We start from the raw sequence: 21,211 nt of genomic DNA on the forward strand, positions 1-21,211 counted from the left end.
AGCCGGCCACCGGGGCGTGGCAGGCGGCGACCGGACGCCCGGGGGTCACCCGTTCGCGGCTGGGCACAACTCACCTCCGTCGAATATCGGCCGAGTGGCCGGGTGCGGCGACGGGCTCGACGGATGAACGGCCGTTACGACGACCGGTGGCCGGACCCCAACGAACCGTCCTGGGTGGTCGAACCGACAACCGAGTGGCATCCCCAGTTCCCCGGCCAGCGCTACCCCGGCGACATCGGCGCGCTCCACCAGCCGCCGCCGCGCGGCCGTGCGACGGTGACCGGCCGGGCCGAGGTCCCGCCGCTGGCACCGACCCGCCCCGACGGCACCTACCTCGGCCGGTCCTGGGCCGACGAGCCGGCGGCGGACCCGACACCACACGGCCGGTCCTGGGTGGACGACGGCCCGGGCGAGACACCCACCTACGGTCGACCCCGGGGCGACGTCGACGGATCCGCCTACGGGCGTTCCGACAGCGCCGAATCCCGCACCTACGACCACGAGCCGTACCGCCGGCCACTACCGGAACCGCCCCGACGCGACGAACGCCGATCGCCCGCGACGGACCGGCGTACCGCCTGGTCCGAGCGGCGTCCCGCGGACGAGCGGGGACCGGCGCGGGAAGCCGCCTGGCACCGGGACCAGCCCGCCTCCGAGCGGTACGACAGCCGACGCCCGCGGCAGGAGCCCACCGAACGGGACCGGGGATACCGCGGCACACCGCCGGTGTCCCCGGCGCCCCGGCCCGACGTCGGCTGGATGCCCGAACCGGACGACGCACCGCGTCGTCGAGGCGCACCGGACCGCACGGCCGCCGGTTACGAGCGGCACCCCGCAGACGGGTACGCCGACCGACCCGCCCGGGAGAGCCACAGCCGCGCCACTGACGACCGGCACGCCGACGGCGTCGACCCGTGGGCGTCCGGGGACGGCCGCACGCGGTACCGCGCCGACGGGTACCCGGACCGCACCGCCGACGACGTCCGTCGCCCGGAGCGCCGCTACCGCGCGGACGAGGGGTACGAGGCGGCACCGGCACCCAACGGTGGACGACGGCGTCGGCCCGAGCCGGACATGCCCGAACCACCCCACCGCGACGACGAGTGGCGACGTCCCGACACCGACCCGCACCGGCAGCAGCCCCGCGAGGCGGCCGCCCGCGCCGAGGCGCACCCGGAGCGGCGTTCCCGCGAGGAGGCCCGCCCGGACGCCTACCGCGAGAACGGCCGCCGTGAGGACGGGCACCGCGAGAACGGATACCGCGAGCCTCGGCCCAGCCAGCGACCCGACGGCACCCTGCCCTGGCCACCACCGGGCCCGCTGCGTCCGGACCGCACCCGCGAGCAGAGCCACCGCACCGAGCCGTACCGCCCCGCCGACCCGTACCGACCCACCGACCCACAGCGCATGCCGGACCCGTACCGCGCGGAGCCGGGCCGGCCCGCGCCGTCGGAGCGGCCGCCGGGTCGCCCGGACGAGCGACCGGCGACGGGCCCCTCCCGGTACGAGGAGCGGCCCGTGCGTCCCGCGGCGACGGCTCCACCCGCACCGCCGTCGCCGGGCCGTGCCACACCCGTCGCGCCGGTCACCCCGGATCGGCCGGTGTCGCCCGCGCCGGTGCCCCCCGCCTCGCCCGTCTCCCCGGCGGCGCCCGTCTCCCCCGCCACGTCCGTGTCCCCCGCCGCGCCCGTCTCCCCCGCCGCGCCCGGCCGGGACCGCCCGGTGTCGGCCGCCCCCGTCTCCCCGGCCAGTGGTGTGCCCGTCTCGGGCCCACCCGCCGCACGGCTACGACTGGAGTACCTGCCGGCGCCGGTGGACCCGCCACACGTCGCCGACCGGTCGGAGGTCGCGCCGGCACCCGAGCGCCGGGCGGCGACCGAACCACCGACTTCCTACGCGCAGCCCGCGCCCCCGCCGCGTTACCCCGGTCCGGACGTCGACGACCGCCCAGTGGACCAGCGCCCGTACTCCCCCGACCGGCCGCACACGCCGGAACGGCCCGACGCACGGCAGTGGCCGGTCTCGCCGGAGCGTCCCGGTCCCCCGCAGGCGCCGACCTCGACGGAACGGCCGGTCGCGTCGGAACGACCGATCCCGGTGGCGGACAGCCGCCCGCCGGTCGCACCGCCGCCCGCCTGGCAGGTCCAGAGCCCACCGGCCGACCGAGCCGCGCCGAACCCGGGCATCCCGACCCCGGCGGCCCAGGATCCCCGTGTGGAGGACGTCGAACCGGCGCTCCCACCGGCCCCCGGCACGCCGCGCCGTTACGTACCCCCGCCGCCCTCGGACGGGCCGGTGACACCCCTTCGGGAGCCGGACGGTGTTCCCGGGACCCGCGGGCCGGCCGCCTGGTTCAGCCCCGCTCAGCAGGTCGAGCCCGAACCGACCGAGCCGGCATCCGACGACACGTCGACCACCGACGACACGTCGACCTCCGACGACCTCGACGTCGCCGCCGCATCCGGCACGACCGGGCACATCCCGTCGACACCGACAACCCACGACCACGACCGGCCAGCCGACGAGCCCACCGGCGGGTCGACCTCGACCGACGCCCCCGAGCCGGTCTCCGCGCCGCCCGCCGACAGGGCGCCCACCTGGGCGGACGACCTGGCCGACGATCCACCACCGCCCGCCGAGCCGGCCGCGGCAGACGGCGACAACCGGCCCGTCTCCGGTCTACCCGCCACGGCGACGCCGTACCACCAGCCCGAACCGGTCACCGCTCACCCCGTCGAGCGCGTCACCCAGGTCGAGCGGGAGCCGGTGGACGAGGCCGCCCCGCGCGACCACCGGTGGGACGGTGTGGACGGTCCGAGCACCAGTGGACCGGCGGACGTGTCTCGGGCCGACGACTGGCCGACCGACGCCACGCCGTCGGCGCATCGCGAGACGGCGGACGACGACGCGTTCGAACCCGTGTCGGCCCCTCCCGCGTCTCCGGTCTCCGCACCACCCGCGCCACCGCAGACGACCGCCCCGACACCCGTGTCGGCCGTGCCCGTCTCCGCACCGCCGGCGTCACCCGCGCCCCCGCACCCGGCCGCCGCAGCACCGGTCTCCGCACCACCCGCGCCACCGACCTCGGCGGCACCGGTCTCCGCACCGCCGGTATCCGCACCGCCCGCGTCGGTGATGCCGACCTCCGCGCCACCCCTGCCGAACCCCACAGCGCCCATCTCGGCAGCACCCGTCTCCGCACCGCCCATCTCCACCGCGCCCGTCTCGGCACCACCCGCGTCGGTGACGCCGACGTCCGCGCCACCCCTCCCGACCTCCGCACCGCCCGCGTCGGTCATGCCGACCTCCGCGCCACCCCTCCCGACCTCCGCACCGCCCGCGTCGGTCATGCCGACCTCCGCGCCACCCCTGCCGACCTCCGCACCGCCCGCCTCGGCCGTCCCTGGGCCCAGGAACGGCGGGGACGCCATGCCGGTGTCCGCACCACCCGCCGAGGCCGCGCCGGTCGCCGCCCGCCCGTCACTGGCCGACCCGGGTGACCCGGAGCAGGTCCTCGCGGCGTACCGCTGGGAGCTGGACCCGGTCACGTTGCGCGAGGAGTTGACGGAACCGGACGATCTGCGGGCCATCCGGCGACGTCTGACCGAGAAGTTGGGTTCGGCCGTCGACAACCGGGCCCGCGCCCGGCTGCTCAGCCTCCGGGCGGTGACGTCACGGATCCTCGGTGACCTGGACGACGCGTTGGCCGACGGTCGACTCGCCCTCACCTACGCCGAGGCGACGGGTGAGCTGCGCCGGACCGCGTTGGCCCAGGCCAGGTTGGCCCACGTCCTGCGGTGGCGTGGCGACTTCGCCGAGGCCGACCAGCTCTTCGCCCAGGCCAACTCGGTCGAGCTACCCGACCGGCTGCGGGCCGCGCTGCACGAGCACGCCGGACGGTCCTGTTACGACCAGGGGCGGCTCATGGAGGCCTGCGAGCACTTCGAGGACGCGCTCGACCTGCGCGGGGCCGGTGACGCCGAACTGTTGGGCCGGATCCGGGTGGCCCTCGACGCGGTCGCCGTCCGGGCCTCGGCGGACGGCTTCGGGCCGTACCCCCGGGGTCGTGACGAGGTGCTCGACCGTGACCGACCCCCGGTGCCGGAACGCGACGGGCAGCTGTGGGGTTACACCGGCCCGGACGGCGACCTGGTCATCCCCGCCCGGTACGCCGAGGCGCAACCGTTCCATGACGGGCTGGCCTGGGTCCGCCGACCGGACACCGACCGGTGGTCGCTGATCAACCTGCTCGGCACGACGGTGATCCCGCCGTCCTTCCGGGCGGCGCACCCGTTCAGCGACGGGCTGGCCTGGGTGGTCGGTGACGGCGGTTGGACGGCGATCGACGCGACCGGCACGGTGCAGGTCGCGCCCAACTTCGCCGAGGTACGGCCGTTCCGCCGCGGGCTGGCCCCGGTCCGCCGCGAGGGGTGGGGCGCGGTCGACCGGACCGGCCGGATGGTCGTGCCCACCCGCTACCACGGGTTCGTCACCGAGTTGGCCGACGGCCAGCAGGTCGACGGGTTCACCGAGGAGGGGCTCGCGGTCGTCGACGTGGCCGGACGGCGCGGCGTGGTGGACCGCACCGGTACGGTGCTGGTCCCCCCGGCGCATCCGGTGCTGGTCATCCACCCGGTGGCGTTCCTGGTGGCCACCGACACCGGGCGGTGGGGTGCGCTGGACCGGCGCGGCGCGGCACTGATCGACCCGGTGCACCGCGACCGCGCGGAGGTGCTGGAGGAGATCGACCGGCTACTCACCGACGCCAATCCCGTGCTGTGAGTGGCCGGTCGACGTTAGTGATCTAGCGGAGTTAGGGTCGGTACATGGAATTCCGACACCTGGGCCGTTCCGGCCTGCTGGTCAGCGAAATCTCGTACGGCAACTGGATCACCCACGGTTCCCAGGTCGAGGAGGACGCGGCCTTCGCCTGCGTCCGCGCCGCCCTCGACGCGGGAATCACCACCTTCGACACCGCCGACGTGTACGCCGGCACCCGGGCCGAGGACGTGCTCGGCCGGGCGTTGCAGAGCGAGCGCCGCGAGGGGCTGGAGATCTTCACCAAGGTCTACTGGCCGACCGGGCCGGGCCGCAACGACCGTGGCCTCTCCCGCAAGCACATCATGGAGTCGATCAACGGCTCGCTGCGCCGGCTGCGCACCGACTACGTGGACCTCTACCAGGCCCACCGGTACGACTACAGCACCCCACTGGAAGAGACGATGGAGGCGTTCGCCGACGTCGTGCACTCCGGCAAGGCGCACTACATCGGCGTCTCCGAGTGGACCGCCGAGCAGCTGCGTGCCGCCCACCCGCTCGCCCGGGAGCTGCACATCCCGCTGGTCTCCAACCAACCCCAGTACTCGATGCTGTGGCGGGTCATCGAGACCGAGGTCGTGCCGGCCAGCGAGGAGCTGGGCATCGGGCAGATCGTCTGGTCGCCGATGGCGCAGGGTGTGCTCTCCGGCAAGTACCTGCCGGGTCAGCCGCCGCCGGCCGGCTCCCGCGCCACCGACGAGAAGTCCGGTGCGGGCTTCATCTCCCGGTTCATGAACGACGAGGTGCTCACCCGGGTACAGCGGCTCAAGCCCCTCGCGGAGCAGGCCGGGCTCAGCATGGCCCAGCTCGCGGTGGCGTGGGTCCTGCAGAACCCGAACGTCTCGTCGGCGATCATCGGCGCGTCCCGCCCCGAGCAGGTGCACGACAACGTGAAGGCGGCCGGGGTGAAGCTCGACGCCGAGCTGCTCAAGGCGATCGACGAGATCGTCGAGCCGGTCACCGAGCGGGACCCGGCGAAGACCGAGTCCCCCGCGCAGCGTCCCTGACGCCGGTCCGGCCCGGTAGGCGCGGCACGGTCGCGCCGACCGGGTCGGAACAGCTCAGCCCCGCCCCTGGCCGGGTCGGCTCAGCCCCCACCCGCTCAGGGTCGGCTCAGCTTCCACCCGGCCAGGGTCCGCTCAGCTTCCACCCGGTCAGGGTCGGCTCAGCTCTGCCAGAAGCGGATCAGGTCGAGGCCGGTGGCGTAGAGCCACGACGGCAGACCGAGCAGGTCACCGACCGCGAAGACCGCGTCGAAGAACCAGCCGCCGATACGCGGGTTCCACAGCAGCGCGAAGAGCAGGATGAAGCCGTACGGGGCGAACAGGTCGTACATCTTGCGCCACTGCGGGTTGAGCCACGGCTGGATCATGTTGCCGCCGTCCAGGCCGGGCACCGGCAACAGGTTGAGCACGCTGGCGGTGAGCTGGAGGAAGGCGAGCAGCGCCACCCCGGCCCAGAATTCCACCGGGCCACCCGACTGGGTGCCGAAGCGTACCGCCGCCACCAGCACCAGCGTGAACACCACGTTGGTGGCCGGGCCGGCGAGGCTGACCAGGGTGTGCCGTAGGCGGCCCGGGATGGCGTGCCGGTCCACCCAGACCGCGCCGCCGGGCAGGCCGATGCCACCGAGCAGCACCACCACCACCGGCAGCACGATCGACAGCAGCGGGTGGGTGTACTTCAACGGGTTGAGCGTCAGGTAGCCCCGGTGGGCGATGTCCCGGTCGCCGGCCCGGTAGGCCACCACCGCGTGGGCGTACTCGTGCAGGCACAGCGACACCAGCCAGCCGGACACCACGAAGAGGAACACGTTGAACCGGACGTTGCCGTAACCGTTCCAGGCCAGCACCCCGCTGACCGCGAAGAGGGCGACCAGGCCGAGGAAGACCGGGCTGGGCCGGAACGCCGCCCTGGGCACACCGAGGACCAGCCCGTCGGCGCCCGGCCGGTCGTAGGCCATCACTCGGCCGTGGGCAGCAGGCTCATCCGGTACTCCACCCGGTCGTCCTCGACGAGCGCGACCGAGGTGACGCCGGACGTCGCGAGCTCCCGCCAGGTCTGACCGATCCAGGATTCGGCGTCGGCCTGGCTGCCGAACGACTCCGCCGGTCCCTCGACCGTCTGACCGTCCGTGCCCTCGTACCGCCAGCTCCACGCCATGCCGCGTCTCCCCTCGCCGCTGAAGTCCCCGTGGGACGAACCCTCGCCAGCGTAGTCGGCCCGGCGCGCAACGGCCCCTCGCTGCCCCCGGCAGGACCCCGCAGGCGGATCAATTCGATCGAGGCCGACCGGTACGGTGGCCCGGTGTTGACTCGGGGAGTGCTGCTCGGCGACCGATACCGGCTGGGCGAGCGGGTGGCGACGGGCGGGATGGGCGCGGTCTGGCGCGGCACGGACGTGCTGCTGGAACGCGAGGTGGCGGTGAAGGTGCTGCTCCCGTCGCTGGTCGCCGATCAGGAGTTCACCGCCCGCTTCCGGGCCGAGGCACGGATGCTGGCCGCGTTGCGGCATCCCGGCGTGGTCCCGGTGCACGACGTGGGGCAGGCCGCGCTCGCCGACGGCAGCCGGGTCGACTACCTGGTGATGGAGTACGTCGAGGGCGAGCCGCTGTCGGCCCGGGTGCGCGCGGCGGGGCGGCTGGACGCGGCCACCACGATGTCGGTGCTTTCCCAGGCCGCGGATGCGCTGCACACCGCGCACCTCGCCGGCATCGTGCACCGGGACGTGAAGCCGGGCAACCTGTTGGTCAAGGCCGACGGCACCGTGGTGCTGGTCGACTTCGGCATCGCCCGGTCCCGGGACATGGCCGGGCTGACCGCCGCGAACATGGTGCTCGGCACCGCCTCGTACATGTCCCCCGAACAGGCCACCGGACAGCCGGTCTCGGCCGCCACCGACGTCTACGCGCTCGGCGCGGTGGCGTACTTCTGCCTGGCCGGGCAGCCGCCCTTCCACGGTGACAACCCCCTCGCGGTGGCGCTGCGGCAGGCCCAGGAGACGCCTCCGCCGCTGCCGCCGGACACCCCACCGGCGGTCGCCGCGGTGGTGGTTCGCGCGCTGGGCAAGCGCCCCGAGGAGCGGTTCGGCAGCGCCGCCGAGCTGGCGGCGGCCGCCGCCGACGCGCGTGACTCGACGCTGGCGAGCATCCCGGTCTCGGCCCGCCCACCGTGGGCGGTCGCCGCACCGCTCGCCCCGGGCGTCCCGGCCGCCGCGCCGCCTGCCGTCCCGGCCCCCGCGCCGCCGTCCGCCCCGGCCCCCGCCACTCCCGGCGGCCTGGCTTCCGTCCCCCAGGCCGGCCTGGCTTCCGGGCCGCCGGATGCTGCAACACCGCCCGCCGGGTCGGTGTCGGCAGGGCCCGCCGCTCCACGCCCACCGGCGAACGTCACGGTCGAAGCGACGACCGAGTCGAAGCCGACCCGGGAGGACGCGGTCGGGATCGGGCCGCTGGGCCGGCGCCGTCCACTGCTGGTCGGGGCCGGTGCGGTCGTCCTCGTCGCGCTTGCCGTCGCGGTGGCCGTGGTGGCGCTCCGGCCCGAGGCGAAGCCGGGTTCTGCGGACCAGCCACCCGCGCTGGCCGGCGAGTCGGCGGCGGTCACCGACGCACCGCTGTCGCCCGGGGACGCGACCACCACCGGGCCTCGACCCAGCGGTACGCCGGACGCCACCCGCACCGCGACGGCCGACCCGAGCGGATCTCCGACCGACGCGACGACCGGCGCCGGGCCGGGCCGGACCACCGGCGCGCCGGGCAGCACGCCGACGGGTACGACCAGCAGCCGACCGACTCCCGGCCGCACCCCGTCGAGCCGACCCAACCCGTACACGGCGGCACAGGCGTGCGGCAGCGGTTACCAGGTGATCGACTCGGCGACGCTGACCGGCACCGACGGGCAGCGCAAGGGTCGGGTCTTCCTGCTGTACCACTCGGGCACCGGCACGAACTGCGTGGTCACCCTCAAGGACACGGCGGTCGGCACGAAGTCGGCGGTCTCCGCGTACCTGGAGGTGCAGGGGCGGGCCCGGAGCACCGACAGCGGGTCGTTCGACTACTACGCCGGGCCGGTGAAGGCCAGCGCCGCCGGGACGTGCGTGAAGTGGGGCGGTGCCACCGGCGGGGTCAGCTACGGCAGCGGCTTCGAACACTGCGACTGATCGGCCGGTCGCGCTATCAAGCTGGTGGTTCCCGGGGGCGCGCCACCTCGCGGGAGTCGGCGGGTAGATCTTGGACACTTTCCGTTACGCGAGAACGGTAAGTGTCCAAGATTGCCCAGCGGCGGCGGGTGAAGCGGCCCGGGGGTCGCGCCGCATCCGGGGCTGGAACCTGGGCGCTTTCCCGCAATGGTCGCGGAACGGGCTCTTGATCTTCGCTAGGGCCGGGGCGACGTGCCCAGCCCCGAAGGATGAGAACTAAGGTACGGGCATGTCCGTAGAGGGGTGGAACACCGTCCTGGTGCTCGGCGGTATCCGGTCTGGCAAGTCCGAGTTCGCCGAGTCCCTGGTCACCGACGCGCCGGTGGTCCGCTATGTCGCCACCGCGCCCGAGGGCGACCCGGAGGACACCGAGTGGGCGACGCGGTTGGCTGCGCACCGCGCCCGCCGCCCGGGCAGTTGGACCACCGAGGAGACCTCCGCTGACCCACGCCGGTTGGCCGACGTGCTCGCGTCCGCGGAGCCCAACGAGACGCTGCTCGTCGACGACCTGGGCGGTTGGGTGACGGTGCTGCTCGACCCGGACCACCAGCCCGCCGACGACGTGGCGACGATCGCCGAGCTGGCCGACGCGCTGCGCACCTGCTCGGCGCGGGTGGTGCTGGTGAGCCCCGAGGTGGGGCTGTCGCTGGTGCCGACCACCCCGCTCGGCCGGGCGTTCACCGACGCGTTGGGCGCGGCCAACCGCGCGGTCGCCGACGCCTGCGACGCGGTGGTGCTCGTCGTCGCCGGCCAGCCGGTCTGGCTGAAGCCGGTCGCCACCCCGGCGGCCCCCGCTGCCGCCACCCCGAACGCCACGGCGGCCTCAGCTCCCGCCGGCACGGCGGCCTTCGCTCCCGCCGGCACGGCGGCACCGGTCGTGCCGACACTGGCCGACGCCGAGGACATCCCCGAGGTGCAGCTGCCCGACGTGTTGACCCACACGCCGCCCGTCGCACCCGCCCAGGAGCCCGGCAACCCCTGGGCCGCGCCCACCATGGCGCTACCGATGGTGGCCACCGGGCTGGTCATCCAGCCGGGCATGGAGCTGCCGATGCCCGACGAGTACGCGGGCCCGCAGGCGGTGGACCGGCTGGCCACGCTCGACGTTCCGGGCGCCGGGCTGGGTGTGCTGGACCGGGTGGTCGGGTTCGCCGCCGCCACCCAGGGCACCTCGACCCCGCAGGCGTGGGGCTCGGTGCGGGTGTTGCTGCTGCACGGAGACCACGCCGGCGGCGGCTCGGCCGGTGCCGTCGCCGGTGAGTCGGCGCGCCGGGCCGCGCAGGCCCGCGCCGGCCAGGGCGCGTTGGCGCGGTTGGCCGCCGAGAACGGCGCCAGCCTCCAGGTGGTGGACGTACCCGCCTCCGCAGCGATGGAGGACGAGCCGGCGTTGACGCTCGACCAGGTCGAGTCCGCACTGCGCTACGGCTGGCGGTTGGCCGAGCAGGCGGCCGACGCCGGCGTACGACTGCTGGTTCTGGGTGCCTGCGGAGCCGGCACCGAGGCGGCGGCCGCGGCGGTGCTCGCGGCGACCGCCGGCGCGGAGCCGCCCACCGTGCTGGGCCGGGTGATCACCGACTCCGGTGAGATCGACGACGCGGCGTGGATGGTCCGCTGCGCGGCGGTACGCGACGCCCTGCACCGCACCCGCCGCTCGTCGCGCGGGGCGAAGGACATCCTGGCCGAGCTGGGCGGCGGCGACGTGGCGGTGGCCACCGGCGTGCTGCTCGGCGCCACCGCCCGCCGGGTGCCGGTGCTGCTCGACGGGCCGGTCGGCGTCGCCGCCGGCATGGTCAGCCGCGACCTGGCCGGGCAGGCACGGCACTGGTGCCTGCTCGCCGACCACGGGGGGCACCCGGCGGTGCGACTCGCCGCCGACGTGCTGGGTCTCACCCCGCTGCTCGACCTGCGGCTGGATCTCGGCGAGGGCGCCAACGCGCTGGTCGCGCTCCCGCTGCTGCGTTCGGTGCTGGCGTTGTCCGCCGCGCTGCCGGTGCACCCGTCACTCGGCGGCGGCGACGAAGCCCCGACCGGCGACGAGCCGGCGTCCACCGAGCCGAGCCACCTCGACGCGAGCGACACCGACCCGGACGGCACCGAGCCCGACTTCGCCGAGCCGGAACCGGCCGGGCCGGGCCCGGCCAGCACCGGGGCGGACGACCAGCCGGCGTCGGGCTGGCGTGCCGGCTGAATCGCGGTTCCTCGCCGGCACCCGGCTGGCGATCACCACGTTCACCACGCTGCCGGTGCGGGCCGGACGGATCGACCGCCCGGTCGCCGGCACCGCGATGGCCCTCGCACCGGCCGTCGGCGCGTCACTCGGCGCGCTGCTGGCCGGGGTACTGCTGCTGAGCGGCGCGTTCGCCCCACCACTGGTGGCCGCCGGTGTGACCGTCGGCGCCTCCGCGCTGCTCACCCGGGGGCTGCACCTGGACGGGCTCGCCGACACCGTGGACGCGCTCGGCTCGTACCGGCGGGGCGCAGCCGCTTTGGAGATCATGAAGAAGCCGGACGTCGGCCCGTTCGGGGTGGTCGCCCTGGTGGTCGTACTCCTGGTGCAGGCCGCGGCGCTCGCCGACCTGGCCGGGCGGTCCTGGCCGGCGTGTCTCGCGGCGGTGGTGACGGCGACCGCCGCCGGGCGGTTCGGCGTCACGGTGGCCTGCCGTCGGGGCGTGCCGGCGGCCCGACCCGACGGGCTGGGGGCGCTCGTGGCCGGCACCGTCGGCCCGTCGGCCCTGGCCGTCGGCGCGGTCGCCGTCGCGCTGCTGGCGGTGCCCGCGGTGCCGGGCCGCCCGTGGCAGGGGCCGCTGGCCGTCGTCGCGGCGCTCGCCGTCGCGCTACCGCTGCTGACGCACGTGGTACGCCGACTCGGCGGGATCACCGGGGACGTCCTCGGGGCGACCGTCGAGGTGGTCACCACGCTGGTCTACCTGGGTCTGGTGCTGTCCGGCTGAACCGGGCACGACCGGCCGGGTAGCGTTCGGCTCGACAGCACCAGCACGGCCACCGGGGGACCCCCATGCTCATCACTGACGACTTCCTGCCCGTACCGGTGCCGGAGTCGCTCAGCGCGACCTACCTGGTGCCGATGACCGGGCTGCCGAAGGTCAGCGCGAAGACCGCGGTGGCGGCGCTGACCGGCCGGCTGGCCGAGCCGGTGCACGGCCTGGCCCGGCAGATGCTGGACAGCCCGCTGATGAGCGTCGACACCCGGCCGATCAGCGAGTTCCCGGAGCTGCCGCCGGACCTGCTCACCGCGTTCGGCGCCACCGAGGAGCAGTTGGCCCGCCTGGCCGCGGCGACCCACCTGGTGGTCGTGCAGGCCGAGTACCGGCCGGGTTGGCCGCCCGCGCACGAGTGGGCGGCCCGCGCGGTAGCGGCCGCCGTGGCGGAGTCCGTCGGCGGCGACGTGGTGGACGTCTTCGGCCTGCAGTTCCTCGACCCGGCGACCGCGTTGCGCTCACTCCCCGACGAGCAGGGCCGCATCCGGCTGGTCGACTGGGTGCTGGTGCCGTACTCGTCGGACACCGAGGGGTTGTGGTTCACCACCAAGGGGCTGCGGCGCTTCGGGCTGCTCGAGTTGCAGACCCAGGGGGTGCCGGACCACCTCACCCGCGCCTGGGGTGCGGTGATGACCGGGGCGGCCCGGCGGCTGCTGCGGGACTGGACCGACGGGCTCACCGGCGAGGAGGTGCCCGCGTTCGTTCAGTTGCCGGTGCTCGCCACGGTCACCGGGCACGACATCGCGGTGGCGTACGGCAACCCGGAGCAGCACGGCGCGACCGCCCCGGTGCTGCTGCGCCTGGAGTTGGACCCGGCGACCGACCCGGAGGCCGACTCGTTCCTCAGCCTGCGCCCGCCGGCCGGGCACCCCGGTCCGGACGGCCGCTACTACGCCGCCGCCTGCGCGACCCTGTTCTCCGGAATCCAGCCGGACGTGCGCTACGCCCGCTCGGGTGACGCGATGAGCCGGGCGGTCGCCACCGCCCGCGCCGAGCTGGGTGACGCGCGGGCCCGCTTCGTCGCCGGGCAACTGCCCGACGAGTCGCAGTTGGTGGTGAAGTACGGCCTGCCCGGCGACGACGGCCCGGAGTACGTCTGGGCGGGCGTGACCTCCTGGGAGGCGCCGGAACGGATCGTCGGCGTGAGCGCCAGCGACGCCGCCACCGACCCGACGGTCCGCATCGGCGCGCCGGTGGTGGTGGAGGCGACCGACGTCGTCGACTGGGCGGTCCTGGACGCCACGGGCGTCATCCAGGGCGGCTGGACCCAAGCAGTCCTGGACGCAGGCGAACCCCCCACCCCCTGACCAGTCCCACCCCACCCTTCTCAGCTCCCGGTGATCAAGAGGTTTGCGTCAAAATCCCGTCCGGAAATGACGGAAAGCTCTTGATCACCGGGGGCAGAGGGTGGGGTCAGCGGACTGAGGGGGTTACGAAGGGGGGCTTGGTCAGGGTCAGAGGTGCTCGGCGGCCCCGGATGTCGATCTCGACCTGGTCGCCGTCGGTCAGGTCGGCGTCGGTGTCGACGAGGGCCAGCGCGATGCCCTGCTTCCTCGTCGGGCTGAAGGTGCCGCTGGTGACCACGCCGACCTGGGTGTCGCCGACGTGCAGGGTCATCCCGGGCCGCGGGATGGCCCGGTCGACGGCCACCAGGCCGCGCAGCGTACGCCGGGGGCCGGCGGCCTTCTCGGCGAGCAGCACGTCGCGACCCCAGAAGGCCGGCTTGCCCCAGCCGACCGCCCAGCCGGAGCGGGCCTGCACCGGGCTGATGTCCAGGGAGAGGTCCTGCCCGTGCAGCGGGTAGCCCATCTCGGTGCGCAGCGTGTCGCGGGCGGCCAGCCCGCAGGCGCGCAGCCCGAACGTCGCGCCGACAGCGAAGAGCGCGTCCCAGACCGCCACCGCGTGCTCCGCCGGCACCACCAGCTCGTAGCCCAGCTCACCGGTGTAGCCGGTACGGCAGACGGTCAACTCCACCCCGGCCAGGCTCGCCGCCGAGAAGCTCATGTAGTCGTGCTCGGTCGGCAGGTCGAGGGCGGCCAGCAACTCGGCCGAGCGGGGGCCCTGCACGGCCAGCACGGCGTACGCCTCGTGCTCGTCGGTGACGGTGACCTGCGCGGGCGCGGCGGCGCGCAACCGGCGCACCACCTCGGCGGTGTTCGCGGCGTTCGGGATGAGGAAGACGTGGTCGTCGGCGTACAGGTAGGCGATGATGTCGTCCACCACACCGCCGGTGGCGTCGTCGCAGCAGAGCGTGTACTGCGCCCGGCCGGGGCCGATCCGGCCCAGGTCGTTGCTGAGGCAGGCGTTCACGAAGTCCGCCGCGCCCGGCCCGCTCACCCGGGCCTTGCCCAGGTGCGACACGTCGAAGACCCCGACCGCCGTCCGGACCGCGGTGTGCTCCTTGAGTACGCCGCCGCCGGCGTACTCCAGTGGCATCTCCCAACCGCCGAAGGGAGCGAACTTGGCACCGGCGGCGGTGTGCCGCTCGTGCAGCGGGGAACGTCGCAGCCGGGTCGCGGCGGCGGCGGAGGTCACGTCGGTCATGGGTGGCAACTTACCGGGGGCAACGTGGCTGGTTAGCATCGGCGGGAGCCCGCTGACGCTGTCGGCGGGACAACCATCACGTCCGGCGGGTAGGTTCCGCCGGAGACCTTCACCGCCGGTACGCGACGCCGCGACCGGCCCGGCCCGCCCGGAGTAGCTTCAGTGACATCACCCCGCACCACCAACCTGAGCCTGGTCGACACCGACCCGGCCGAGCTCGCCGTCGACGCGATCGTCATCGGCCTGCACAGCCAGACCGGAGAGCAGGGCGCCACCAGCGGCCTCGCCGGCACCCTGCTGCTCGCCAGCGGCGCGGAGAGCATCGCCGCCGCCTTCGACGGCAAGTTGACCGAGACCCTCGCGCTGCTCGGCGCGACGGGCGGGCCGGGTGAGGTCGTCAAGCTGGCCACGTTGGGCACCGTGACCGCCCCGCTGGTCGTCGCTGTCGGGCTCGGCCCGGAGCCGTCGGGGGCCGCCCCGGCTCCGGAGACGCTGCGCCGGGCCGCCGGTGCGGCGGTCCGGGCCCTGGCCGGCGCGCCGAAGGTCGCGTTGGCGCTGCCGCTGCCGGACGACGCGGACGCGTCGGCGGAGCTGCGCGCGGTCGCCGAGGGTGCGCTGCTCGGCGGGTACCGGTTCGCCGGTTACAAGACCCGCCCCCAGCCGACCCGGCGGGAGCCGGTGGCCGAGGTGCTCATCGCGGTGCCGGACGCCGGCGACGCGGTCGCCCAGGCGGAGGTCACCCGGGCGCAGGCGGTGACGGGCGCGGTCCGGGTGAGCCGGGACTGGGTGAACACCGCGCCGAACGAGCTGCGGCCTCCGTCGTTCGCCGACGCGGTCGCCGAGGCCGCGCGGGCGGCGGGGCTGGCCGTCGAGGTGCTGGACGAGGCGGCGCTCGTCGCCGGTGGGTACGGCGGCATCGTCGCGGTCGGGCAGGGTTCGGAGGCTCCGCCGCGGTTGGTGAAGCTCACCTACACCCCGGAGAACGGGGGCAACGGCAAGCGGGTCGCGCTGGTCGGCAAGGGGATCACCTTCGACACCGGCGGCATCTCGATCAAGCCGGCGCAGGGCATGTGGGAGATGAAGTCCGACATGGCGGGCGCGGCAGCGGTCGGCGCGGCCATGCTGGCGATCGCCGCGCTGAAGCCGTCGGTGGCGGTCAGCGGCTACCTGCCGATGGCGGAGAACATGCCGTCGGGTGCCAGCTACCGGCCGGGTGACGTGATCACCATGTTCAACGGCAAGCGGGTGGAGGTGCTCAACACCGACGCCGAGGGCCGCATGGTGCTCGGCGACGCGATGGCCCGCGCCTGCGCGGACGGCACCGACTACCTGTTCGAGACCTCCACCCTGACCGGCGGTCAGGTCATCGCGCTGGGTAAGCGGATGGCCGGTGTGATGGGCACCCCGGAGCTGTGCGAGCGGGTCCAGGCGATCGGGGACGCGGTCGGCGAGCCGGCCTGGCCGATGCCGCTGCCCGACGACGTGCGCAAGGGCATGGATTCCGACGTGGCGGACATCTCGCAGGTCAACGCCGGGATGGACCGCGCCGGTCACATGCTGCAGGGCGGCGTGTTCCTGCGCGAGTTCGTCACCGACGACGTGGCCTGGGCGCACATCGACATCGCGGGGCCGGGCTACCACTCCGGTGAGCCGACCGGCTACTGGACCAAGGGCGGCACCGGTGTCCCGGTCCGCACCCTGGTGCAGCTCGTCGAGGACATCGCGGCCAACGGCTGACGGATCCGACAGCGAGGGCCCCCGGTCGATGCCGGGGGCCCTCGCTGTCAGTACCGCTCGGGGCGACGTTTGCGGCGCTCGTTGAAGTCGCGCATCCGCTGCGGGTAACCCATCAGCCGCACGTCGTAGACCGGGATGCCCATCCGGTACGCGAAGCGCCGTGCGCCGTCCGGACCGTCGATGCGCCGGCGGGTCCACTCACCGTCGTCGGCGATCAGGATGACCGTGGTCTCCGTCACCGTCGTGCGGGGCTCGATGAACGCCTCGACGCCGCGCCGACTCCGGATGAAGTTCTCCAGATGGTCCAGATCACCGCGGTCGGCGGCACGGTCATGGCTCGGCACAGCCGTCTGCTTGCGGCGCCGGAACAACCCCACCGGTTCTCTCCCCCAGCTGTATGTCATCGACAACGGTGCCAAGGGTACGTGTCGATGACGTGTCGTTGGGCACCTCGGTACGCACCCTGCGCCCGGTGGTGACAAGATGACCGAGGTGGGGTGTGTCCGTGTTGCAACCCCGTGACCCCCGATGCAGCGACGCGACCTGGGAGTTGGACGTGAGCGAGCCGAACGAAGCGACCTTCGACATCGTCATTCTCGGAGGTGGCAGCGGCGGCTACGCGACCGCGCTGCGCGCCGCCCAGCTGGACCTCTCCGTCGCGCTGGTCGAGAAGGGCAAGCTCGGCGGGACCTGCCTGCACAACGGCTGCATCCCGACGAAGGCTCTGCTGCACGCCGCCGAGATCGCCGACCAGACCCGCGAGTCCGAGCAGTTCGGTGTGAAGACCGAGCTGGTCGGCATCGACATGGCCGGGGTCAACTCGTACAAGGACGGCGTGATCTCCCGCCTCTACAAGGGCCTGCAGGGCCTCATCGGCGGCTCGAAGAACATCACCGTCGTCACCGGCACCGGCAAGCTGGTCGGCAAGAACGTCGTCGAGGTGGACGGCAAGCGCTACACCGGCCGCAACATCGTGCTGGCCTCCGGCTCGTACGCGAAGAGCCTGCCCGGCCTGGAGGTCGACGGCGAGCGGATCATCACCAGCGACCACGCCCTCACGATGGACCGGGTTCCGTCGTCGGTGATCGTGCTCGGTGGCGGCGTGATCGGCGTCGAGTTCGCCAGCGTGTGGAAGTCCTTCGGCGTGGACGTGACGATCGTCGAGGCGCTGCCCCGACTGGTCGCCGCCGAGGACGAGGAGTCGTCGAAGGCGCTGGAGCGGGCGTTCCGCAAGCGGAAGATCAACTTCAAGGTCGGCAAGCCGTTCGAGAAGGTCGAGAAGACCGAGAACGGCGTCAAGCTGACCATCCAGGGCGGCGAGACCGTCGAGGCCGAGCTGCTGCTGGTCGCCGTCGGTCGCGGCCCGAACACCGCCGACCTCGGGTACGAGGAGCAGGGCGTCAAGATGGACCGCGGCTACGTGCTGACCGACGAGCGGCTGCGCACCAGCGTGCCGAACGTCTACGCGGTCGGCGACATCGTGCCCGGCCTCCAGCTCGCGCACCGGGGCTTCCAGCAGGGCATCTTCGTGGCCGAGGAGATCGCCGGGCAGACCCCGGCCGTGATCGACGAGGTCGGCATCCCGCGCGTCACCTACTGCGACCCGGAGCTGGCGTCGGTGGGCCTGACCGAGGCGAAGGCCAAGGAGCAGTACGGCGCCGACAAGGTCACGTCGTACAACTACAACCTGGGTGGCAACGGCAAGAGCCAGATCCTCAAGACCACCGGCTTCGTGAAGCTGGTCCGGGTGGAGGACGGCCCGGTCGTCGGCGTACACATGGTCGGCGCCCGGGTGGGTGAGCTGATCGGTGAGGCGCAGCTCATCTACAACTGGGAGGCCTACCCGGCCGAGGTCGCCCAGCTCGTGCACGCCCACCCGACCCAGAACGAGGCCCTGGGCGAGGCGCACCTGGCCCTCGCCGGCAAGCCGCTGCACTCGCACGCCTGACAATCAACCGCGGCGTCCGGCGACGGGCGAAGATCCCACCAGGGGAATGAAGGAGTCTGGAGAAAATGCCGGTATCGGTCACCATGCCTCGGCTCGGCGAGAGCGTCACCGAGGGCACCGTCACTCGCTGGCTCAAGCAGGAGGGCGACACGGTCGAGGTCGACGAGCCCCTGCTCGAAGTCTCCACCGACAAGGTCGACACCGAGATCCCGTCGCCCGCTGCGGGCGTGCTGAGCCGGATCGTGGTCGGTGAGGACGAGACCGCCGAGGTCGGCAGCGAGCTCGCCGTCATCGCCGGTGAGGGCGAGTCCGCCGGCGGCGGCGAGGCCGCTCCGCAGGAGCAGGCCCCGGCCGAGGCGGTCGAGCCGGCCGCCGAGCCGACGGCCGCCGCCGAGGGCACTGCCGACCAGGTGGCCCAGGACGAGGCCCCGGCCGAGGCGCCGGCTCCGGCCGCCGCCTCGTCGGGCGAGGGCACCGCGGTGAAGATGCCGGCCCTGGGCGAGAGCGTCACCGAGGGTACGGTCACCCGCTGGCTCAAGCAGGTCGGCGAGACCATCGAGGTCGACGAGCCGCTGCTGGAGGTCTCCACCGACAAGGTGGACACCGAGATCCCGTCCCCGGTCGCCGGCACGGTGCTGGAGATCAAGGTCGCCGAGGACGAGACCGCCGCGGTCGGCGCCGACCTGGCGATCATCGGTGTCGCCGGCGGGGCCCCCGCGCAGGCGAAGCCCGAGCCGAAGCCCGAGCCCCAGGCGGAGGCCAAGCCGGAGCCGAAGCCGGAGCCGAAGGTCCAGGAGCCGACGCCGGGCATGTCGTACAACGAGCCGGCTGCGGAGACGGAGAGTTCGGCCCAGCCGGCGAAGACCGAGCAGGCCGCGCAGCCGGCCGCTGCCGCCTCGACGCCGCCGCGTCCGTCCGCCCCCGCGCAGGGTGGCGGCGAGGAGGCCGCCGGGTACGTCACTCCGCTGGTGCGCAAGCTCGCCGCCGAGCACGGTGTGGACCTGTCCTCGCTCAACGGCACCGGCGTGGGTGGCCGGATCCGCAAGCAGGACGTGCTGGAGGCTGCCGAGAAGGCCAAGGCCGCGCCGGCTCCGGCGGCCCAGCCGAGCGCCGCACCGTCGGCCGCCGCGGCGAAGCCGGCCGTCAAGCCGGAGCCCAGCGCGAAGCGGGGCACCACGGAGAAGCTGCCGCGGATCCGGGCGACGATCGCCAAGCGGATGCAGCAGTCGCTGCACGAGACGGCGCAGCTGACAACTGTCGTCGAGGTCGACGTCACCAAGGTCGCCAAGCTGCGGGCGAAGGCCAAGGACTCGTTCCAGGCCAAGCACGGCGTGAAGCTGTCCTTCCTGCCGTTCTTCGCCCTCGCCGCCATCGAGGCGCTGCAGACCCACCCGATCATCCAGGCCAGCATGGACCTGGAGGGTGGCACGATCACCTACCCGGCGGCCGAGCACCTCGGCATCGCCGTGGACACCGAGCGCGGGCTGCTCGTGCCGGTCATCCACAACGCCGGTGACCTCAACATGGGCGGCATCGCCAAGCGGATCGCCGACCTGGCCGAGCGCACCCGGGCCAACAAGATCACCCCGGACGAGATGGCCGGGGCGACCTTCACGCTGACCAACACCGGCAGCCGGGGTGCCCTCTTCGACACCCCGATCGTGCCGTCGCCGCAGTCGGCGATGCTCGGCACGGGTGCCGTGGTGAAGCGGCCGGTCGTGGTGAACGACCCGGAGCTGGGCGAGGTCATCGCGGTCCGGTCGATGGTCTACCTGGCCATGTCGTACGACCACCGCCTGATCGACGGTGCCGACGCGGCCCGCTTCCTGACCGCGGTCAAGGAGCGGCTGGAGGCCGGCAACTTCGAGTCGGAGCTGGGCCTGGCCTGATCCGCCTGTACGCCGAAAGGGCGCCCCGGTCGATGACCGGGGCGCCCTTCTCGTCGTGGCCGTCGGCGACACCTCCGTCCGAGCGGCCAGGACGGCCTCAGCTCTTGAGCAGGGCGGTGGAGACCTGCCAGAGCCGCTCGGCGGCCTCCGGGTCCAGCGCGTAGTCGGCGACCCCGGTCCGCTGACCCGGTTGGGCGGGGGCGGCTTCCTGGCAGTTCTCGAAGTAGCGCCCGCCCACCTCGTCGAGCAGTGGTGACGCGGCGACCAGCACGGAGGTGGCGGCGCCCTGCTCGACTGTCTTCCAGGCCGCCGCGTTGCCGCTGCGCAAGCGGGTCAGCTCCTCCTCGCTGACGTAGCGCTGCAGGTTGGTCCGGATCGCGCCGGGCATCAGCGAGTTGGCGAAGATGCCGTCGTCGGACCAGCGCCGGGTCGCCTCCACGGCGAACAGCACGTTGGCCGTCTTGGACTGCCCGTACGCCTGCCACGGCTCGTACTCCCGGTGGTCGTACTGGATGTCCTCGAAGACCACCGGTGAGCGCAGGTGGGCGGCGGAGCTGACCGAGACGATCCGGGCCCCGTCCCCGGCCGCGAGTGCCGGGCGGAGCCCGTTGGCGAGCGCGAAGTGCCCCAGGTGGTTGGTGGCGAACTGCATCTCCCAGCCCTGCGGCGTGCGGGACAGGGGCGCGGCCATGATGCCGGCGTTGTTGACCAGGATGTGCAGCGGGCCGTCCCAGTTGGCGACGAAGTCGGCGACCGAATCCTGGTCGGCGAGGTCGAGCGGGGCGACCAGGACGCGGTCGTTGCCGGTGGTGCCGGTGATGTCGTCGGCGGCCTTCTGCCCGGCGTCGGGGTTGCGGACGGCCAGGGTGACCTCCGCTCCGGCGCTGGCCAGAGCGCGGGCGGTCTCCACGCCGATGCCGGACGACCCACCGGTCACGATCGCCCGCCGCCGGACGAGGTCGACGCCCTGGATCACGTCCATGGCGGTGGAGTGCGGGGTGAACGAGGTGGTGATCGGCTTGTTCGTGGTCATGATCCATCCTTGTCCGGGGTGGGTGGGACCGACCGGCCCGCCGGCGCAG

Annotated in this window: 14 protein-coding genes; 9 read left to right on the forward strand and 5 right to left on the reverse strand. The window is 73.9% G+C overall.

All coding sequences use genetic code 11. The features are described from left to right. The first annotated feature begins 123 nt into the window (after positions 1-123). Both O7616_RS27985 and O7616_RS27990 read left to right on the forward strand, forming a co-directional pair. On the forward strand, positions 124-4,782 hold the full coding sequence (locus O7616_RS27985) for a WG repeat-containing protein (protein ID WP_282304696.1): 4,659 nt from the start codon (positions 124-126) through the stop codon (positions 4,780-4,782). Between the two features lie 44 nt (positions 4,783-4,826). Next, the gene (locus O7616_RS27990) at positions 4,827-5,825 is read left to right on the forward strand and encodes an aldo/keto reductase family protein (protein WP_282304697.1); all 999 of its coding nucleotides are present in this window, start codon (positions 4,827-4,829) and stop codon (positions 5,823-5,825) included. Positions 5,826-5,983: 158 nt separating this feature from the next. Here O7616_RS27990 and O7616_RS27995 read toward each other — a convergent pair whose 3' ends face one another. Next, positions 5,984-6,781: a site-2 protease family protein gene (locus tag O7616_RS27995; protein ID WP_282304698.1), complete on the reverse strand. Its 798-nt coding sequence runs from the start codon at positions 6,779-6,781 to the stop codon at positions 5,984-5,986. Then, the gene (locus O7616_RS28000) at positions 6,781-6,981 is read right to left on the reverse strand and encodes a hypothetical protein (RefSeq protein WP_088988327.1); all 201 of its coding nucleotides are present in this window, start codon (positions 6,979-6,981) and stop codon (positions 6,781-6,783) included. The genes O7616_RS27995 and O7616_RS28000 overlap by 1 nt, the downstream gene beginning before the upstream one ends. A 144-nt stretch (positions 6,982-7,125) precedes the next feature. Between O7616_RS28000 and O7616_RS28005 the strand changes: the two genes are divergently transcribed. From O7616_RS28005 to O7616_RS28020, 4 genes are all read left to right on the forward strand, one after another. Beyond that, complete coding sequence (locus O7616_RS28005; RefSeq protein WP_282304699.1) at positions 7,126-8,973, forward strand: serine/threonine protein kinase; 1,848 nt, start codon at positions 7,126-7,128, stop codon at positions 8,971-8,973. Positions 8,974-9,241: 268 nt separating this feature from the next. After that, complete coding sequence (locus tag O7616_RS28010) at positions 9,242-11,200, forward strand: bifunctional adenosylcobinamide kinase/adenosylcobinamide-phosphate guanylyltransferase (protein WP_282304701.1); 1,959 nt, start codon at positions 9,242-9,244, stop codon at positions 11,198-11,200. After that, positions 11,190-11,963, forward strand: coding sequence for an adenosylcobinamide-GDP ribazoletransferase (locus O7616_RS28015; RefSeq protein WP_282304702.1), 774 nt, complete (start codon positions 11,190-11,192; stop codon positions 11,961-11,963). Before O7616_RS28010 ends, O7616_RS28015 begins: the two co-directional genes overlap by 11 nt. A 65-nt stretch (positions 11,964-12,028) precedes the next feature. Then, complete coding sequence (locus O7616_RS28020; protein WP_282304703.1) at positions 12,029-13,318, forward strand: DUF2314 domain-containing protein; 1,290 nt, start codon at positions 12,029-12,031, stop codon at positions 13,316-13,318. A 106-nt stretch (positions 13,319-13,424) separates the two neighbouring features. Here the strand turns inward: O7616_RS28020 and gcvT are convergent, their stop codons facing one another. Continuing rightward, entirely contained in the window at positions 13,425-14,555 is a 1,131-nt protein-coding gene (gcvT, locus tag O7616_RS28025; RefSeq protein ID WP_282304704.1) for a glycine cleavage system aminomethyltransferase GcvT, read from the reverse strand. A gap of 162 nt (positions 14,556-14,717) precedes the next feature. Between gcvT and O7616_RS28030 the strand changes: the two genes are divergently transcribed. Continuing rightward, on the forward strand, positions 14,718-16,292 hold the full coding sequence (locus O7616_RS28030; protein ID WP_282304705.1) for a leucyl aminopeptidase: 1,575 nt from the start codon (positions 14,718-14,720) through the stop codon (positions 16,290-16,292). A gap of 47 nt (positions 16,293-16,339) precedes the next feature. Here O7616_RS28030 and O7616_RS28035 read toward each other — a convergent pair whose 3' ends face one another. Next, complete coding sequence (locus tag O7616_RS28035; RefSeq protein WP_145785515.1) at positions 16,340-16,669, reverse strand: hypothetical protein; 330 nt, start codon at positions 16,667-16,669, stop codon at positions 16,340-16,342. 179 nt (positions 16,670-16,848) lie between these two features. Here O7616_RS28035 and lpdA point away from each other — a divergent pair, with 179 nt between their 5' ends. Beyond that, positions 16,849-18,240 (forward strand): dihydrolipoyl dehydrogenase, encoded by a 1,392-nt coding sequence (gene lpdA, locus O7616_RS28040; RefSeq protein WP_282304706.1) that lies wholly within the window; start codon positions 16,849-16,851, stop codon positions 18,238-18,240. A gap of 65 nt (positions 18,241-18,305) precedes the next feature. Next, positions 18,306-20,129, forward strand: coding sequence for a 2-oxoglutarate dehydrogenase, E2 component, dihydrolipoamide succinyltransferase (gene sucB / locus O7616_RS28045; RefSeq protein WP_282304707.1), 1,824 nt, complete (start codon positions 18,306-18,308; stop codon positions 20,127-20,129). Positions 20,130-20,226: 97 nt separating this feature from the next. Here the strand turns inward: sucB and O7616_RS28050 are convergent, their stop codons facing one another. Continuing rightward, on the reverse strand, positions 20,227-21,162 hold the full coding sequence (locus tag O7616_RS28050) for an SDR family NAD(P)-dependent oxidoreductase (protein WP_282304708.1): 936 nt from the start codon (positions 21,160-21,162) through the stop codon (positions 20,227-20,229). Positions 21,163-21,211 lie beyond the last annotated feature (49 nt).

The organism is Micromonospora sp. WMMD964 (assembly GCF_029581455.1).
GTDB lineage: Bacteria > Actinomycetota > Actinomycetes > Mycobacteriales > Micromonosporaceae > Micromonospora.